General features: G+C 51.0%; 2 tRNA genes and 2 rRNA genes. All 4 read right to left on the bottom strand.

Annotated elements, in window-relative coordinates:
• Window positions 1-88: 88 nt before the first annotated feature.
• A 23S ribosomal RNA gene (locus tag FBY10_RS31390) occupies window positions 89-2980 on the bottom strand.
• A 248-nt stretch (window positions 2981-3228) separates the two neighbouring features.
• Window positions 3229-3304, bottom strand: a tRNA-Ala gene (locus FBY10_RS31385).
• Between the two features lie 30 nt (window positions 3305-3334).
• A tRNA-Ile gene (locus tag FBY10_RS31380) sits at window positions 3335-3411 on the bottom strand.
• 82 nt (window positions 3412-3493) lie between these two features.
• Window positions 3494-5030 (bottom strand): 16S ribosomal RNA (locus FBY10_RS31375).
• Together the 16S and 23S rRNA genes with 2 tRNA genes alongside form the textbook arrangement of a ribosomal RNA operon.
• Window positions 5031-5323: the final 293 nt, after the last annotated feature.

The raw sequence follows: 5323 nt of genomic DNA, 5'->3' as shown, positions 1-5323 counted from the left end.
TTTTGTGAGCATCGAACTTTCGGTTCATTGCGTCTTCACACACCGCAATCTGATGCTCTTTCGAGTAGTCAAATTGCTTGGGTGTTATATGGTCAAGCCTCACGGGCAATTAGTATTGGTTAGCTCAACGCCTCACAGCGCTTACACACCCAACCTATCAACGTCGTAGTCTTCGACGGCCCTTCAGGGGACTCAAGGTCCCAGTGAGATCTCATCTTGAGGCTAGTTTCCCGCTTAGATGCTTTCAGCGGTTATCTATTCCGAACATAGCTACCCGGCAATGCCACTGGCGTGACAACCGGAACACCAGAGGTTCGTCCACTCCGGTCCTCTCGTACTAGGAGCAGCCCCTCTCAAATCTCAAACGTCCACGGCAGATAGGGACCGAACTGTCTCACGACGTTCTAAACCCAGCTCGCGTACCACTTTAAATGGCGAACAGCCATACCCTTGGGACCGGCTTCAGCCCCAGGATGTGATGAGCCGACATCGAGGTGCCAAACACCGCCGTCGATATGAACTCTTGGGCGGTATCAGCCTGTTATCCCCGGAGTACCTTTTATCCGTTGAGCGATGGCCCTTCCATACAGAACCACCGGATCACTAAGACCTACTTTCGTACCTGCTCGACGTGTCTGTCTCGCAGTCAAGCGCGCTTTTGCCTTTATACTCTACGACCGATTTCCGACCGGTCTGAGCGCACCTTCGTACTCCTCCGTTACTCTTTAGGAGGAGACCGCCCCAGTCAAACTACCCACCATACACTGTCCTCGATCCGGATAACGGACCTGAGTTAGAACCTCAAAGTTGCCAGGGTGGTATTTCAAGGTTGGCTCCACGCAGACTGGCGTCCACGCTTCAAAGCCTCCCACCTATCCTACACAAGCAAATTCAAAGTCCAGTGCAAAGCTATAGTAAAGGTTCACGGGGTCTTTCCGTCTAGCCGCGGATACACTGCATCTTCACAGCGATTTCAATTTCACTGAGTCTCGGGTGGAGACAGCGCCGCCATCGTTACGCCATTCGTGCAGGTCGGAACTTACCCGACAAGGAATTTCGCTACCTTAGGACCGTTATAGTTACGGCCGCCGTTTACCGGGGCTTCGATCAAGAGCTTCGCGTTAGCTAACCCCATCAATTAACCTTCCGGCACCGGGCAGGCGTCACACCCTATACGTCCACTTTCGTGTTTGCAGAGTGCTGTGTTTTTAATAAACAGTCGCAGCGGCCTGGTATCTTCGACCGGCATGAGCTTACGGAGCAAGTCCTTCACCCTCACCGGCGCACCTTCTCCCGAAGTTACGGTGCCATTTTGCCTAGTTCCTTCACCCGAGTTCTCTCAAGCGCCTTGGTATTCTCTACCCAACCACCTGTGTCGGTTTGGGGTACGGTTCCTGGTTACCTGAAGCTTAGAAGCTTTTCTTGGAAGCATGGCATCAACCACTTCGTTAACTAAAAGTTAACTCGTCATCAGCTCTCGGCCTTAAGATCCCGGATTTACCTAAGATCTCAGCCTACCACCTTAAACTTGGACAACCAACGCCAAGCTGGCCTAGCCTTCTCCGTCCCTCCATCGCAATAACCAGAAGTACAGGAATATTAACCTGTTTTCCATCGACTACGCTTTTCAGCCTCGCCTTAGGGACCGACTAACCCTGCGTCGATTAACGTTGCGCAGGAAACCTTGGTCTTTCGGCGTGGGTGTTTTTCACACCCATTATCGTTACTCATGTCAGCATTCGCACTTCTGATACCTCCAGCAAGCTTCTCAACTCACCTTCACAGGCTTACAGAACGCTCCTCTACCGCATCACTTACGTGATACCCGTAGCTTCGGTGTATGGTTTGAGCCCCGTTACATCTTCCGCGCAGGCCGACTCGACTAGTGAGCTATTACGCTTTCTTTAAAGGGTGGCTGCTTCTAAGCCAACCTCCTAGCTGTCTAAGCCTTCCCACATCGTTTCCCACTTAACCATAACTTTGGGACCTTAGCTGACGGTCTGGGTTGTTTCCCTTTTCACGACGGACGTTAGCACCCGCCGTGTGTCTCCCATGCTCGGCACTTGTAGGTATTCGGAGTTTGCATCGGTTTGGTAAGTCGGGATGACCCCCTAGCCGAAACAGTGCTCTACCCCCTACAGTGATACATGAGGCGCTACCTAAATAGCTTTCGAGGAGAACCAGCTATCTCCGAGCTTGATTAGCCTTTCACTCCGATCCACAGGTCATCCGCTAACTTTTCAACGGTAGTCGGTTCGGTCCTCCAGTTAGTGTTACCCAACCTTCAACCTGCCCATGGATAGATCGCCCGGTTTCGGGTCTATTCCCAGCGACTAGACGCCCTATTAAGACTCGCTTTCGCTACGCCTCCCCTATTCGGTTAAGCTCGCCACTGAAAATAAGTCGCTGACCCATTATACAAAAGGTACGCAGTCACCCAACAAAGTGGGCTCCCACTGCTTGTACGCATACGGTTTCAGGATCTATTTCACTCCCCTCTCCGGGGTTCTTTTCGCCTTTCCCTCACGGTACTAGTTCACTATCGGTCAGTCAGTAGTATTTAGCCTTGGAGGATGGTCCCCCCATATTCAGACAAAGTTTCTCGTGCTCCGTCCTACTCGATTTCATGACTAAGAGATTTTCGCGTACAGGGCTATCACCCACTATGGCCGCACTTTCCAGAGCGTTCCGCTAATCTCAAAGCCACTTAAGGGCTAGTCCCCGTTCGCTCGCCACTACTAAGGGAATCTCGGTTGATTTCTTTTCCTCAGGGTACTTAGATGTTTCAGTTCCCCTGGTTCGCCTCTTAAGCCTATGTATTCAGCTTAAGATAACCATCTTATGATGGCTGGGTTCCCCCATTCAGACATCTCCGGATCAAAGTCTGTTTGCCGACTCCCCGAAGCTTTTCGCAGGCTACCACGTCTTTCATCGCCTCTGACTGCCAAGGCATCCACCGTATGCGCTTCTTCACTTGACCATATAACCCCAAGCAATCTGGTTATACTGTGAAGACGACATTCGCCGAAAATTCGATAATACTCAATTCAGAGTAACTCACAAATTTTACCTTAGCCTGATACGTTACCAGTGAAAGTAACGTTCAGTCTATCTTTCTATCACATACCCAAATTTTTAAAGAACGATCTAATCAAAGACTAGAAATCAACATTCACCATCTTTCAATGGAATGCTCATTTCTAAGCTTTCATAACGTAGAAGCAGTAGTGGTGGAGCCAAACGGGATCGAACCGTTGACCTCCTGCGTGCAAGGCAGGCGCTCTCCCAGCTGAGCTATGGCCCCGTATTTCTACAGGCGTTTCCCACACAAAATTGGTGGGTCTGGGCAGATTCGAACTGCCGACCTCACCCTTATCAGGGGTGCGCTCTAACCAACTGAGCTACAGACCCAATTTCGGGCTGCTTCTTATCGTCTTCTTCAATGAATCAAGCAATTCGTGTGGGAACTTATGGAGCAGCTGATGTCGTCGATTAAGGAGGTGATCCAGCCGCAGGTTCCCCTACGGCTACCTTGTTACGACTTCACCCCAGTCATGAATCACACCGTGGTAACCGTCCTCCCGAAGGTTAGACTAGCTACTTCTGGTGCAACCCACTCCCATGGTGTGACGGGCGGTGTGTACAAGGCCCGGGAACGTATTCACCGCGACATTCTGATTCGCGATTACTAGCGATTCCGACTTCACGCAGTCGAGTTGCAGACTGCGATCCGGACTACGATCGGTTTTCTGGGATTAGCTCCACCTCGCGGCTTGGCAACCCTCTGTACCGACCATTGTAGCACGTGTGTAGCCCAGGCCGTAAGGGCCATGATGACTTGACGTCATCCCCACCTTCCTCCGGTTTGTCACCGGCAGTCTCCTTAGAGTGCCCACCATTACGTGCTGGTAACTAAGGACAAGGGTTGCGCTCGTTACGGGACTTAACCCAACATCTCACGACACGAGCTGACGACAGCCATGCAGCACCTGTCTCAATGTTCCCGAAGGCACCAATCTATCTCTAGAAAGTTCATTGGATGTCAAGGCCTGGTAAGGTTCTTCGCGTTGCTTCGAATTAAACCACATGCTCCACCGCTTGTGCGGGCCCCCGTCAATTCATTTGAGTTTTAACCTTGCGGCCGTACTCCCCAGGCGGTCAACTTAATGCGTTAGCTGCGCCACTAAGAGCTCAAGGCTCCCAACGGCTAGTTGACATCGTTTACGGCGTGGACTACCAGGGTATCTAATCCTGTTTGCTCCCCACGCTTTCGCACCTCAGTGTCAGTATCAGTCCAGGTGGTCGCCTTCGCCACTGGTGTTCCTTCCTATATCTACGCATTTCACCGCTACACAGGAAATTCCACCACCCTCTACCATACTCTAGTCAGTCAGTTTTGAATGCAGTTCCCAGGTTGAGCCCGGGGATTTCACATCCAACTTAACAAACCACCTACGCGCGCTTTACGCCCAGTAATTCCGATTAACGCTTGCACCCTCTGTATTACCGCGGCTGCTGGCACAGAGTTAGCCGGTGCTTATTCTGTCGGTAACGTCAAAACCATCACGTATTAGGTAATGGCCCTTCCTCCCAACTTAAAGTGCTTTACAATCCGAAGACCTTCTTCACACACGCGGCATGGCTGGATCAGGCTTTCGCCCATTGTCCAATATTCCCCACTGCTGCCTCCCGTAGGAGTCTGGACCGTGTCTCAGTTCCAGTGTGACTGATCATCCTCTCAGACCAGTTACGGATCGTCGCCTTGGTGAGCCATTACCCCACCAACTAGCTAATCCGACCTAGGCTCATCTGATAGCGCAAGGCCCGAAGGTCCCCTGCTTTCTCCCGTAGGACGTATGCGGTATTAGCGTCCGTTTCCGAACGTTATCCCCCACTACCAGGCAGATTCCTAGGCATTACTCACCCGTCCGCCGCTCTCAAGAGAAGCAAGCTTCTCTCTACCGCTCGACTTGCATGTGTTAGGCCTGCCGCCAGCGTTCAATCTGAGCCATGATCAAACTCTTCAGTTCAAACATCTTTGGGTTTTTAAGAAACCCTAAACTTGGCTCAGCAATCGTTGGTTATTCTTTGATTTCTCGCGGAGTAACTTGTGATGCTGATAATCTTGTTGACTATCAGTCTGACTCCACAAGCACCCACACGAATTGCTTGATTCAGTTGTTAAAGAGCGGTTGGTTAAGAGCTTTCGTCTCAACCGAGGCGCGCATTCTACAGCAGCCTCATTTGCTGTCAAGTGATTATTTTCAGAAGCTTTCGAAGATTTCTTCAACAACTTCAACCACTTGCGCTTCCGATCTCTCGT

The sequence above is a fragment of the Pseudomonas sp. SJZ103 genome (genome assembly GCF_007828335.1).
Lineage (GTDB): Bacteria > Pseudomonadota > Gammaproteobacteria > Pseudomonadales > Pseudomonadaceae > Aquipseudomonas.
The sequence above is the reverse complement of the archived record's forward strand: the minus strand, read 5'-3'. Positions and strand labels throughout refer to the sequence as shown.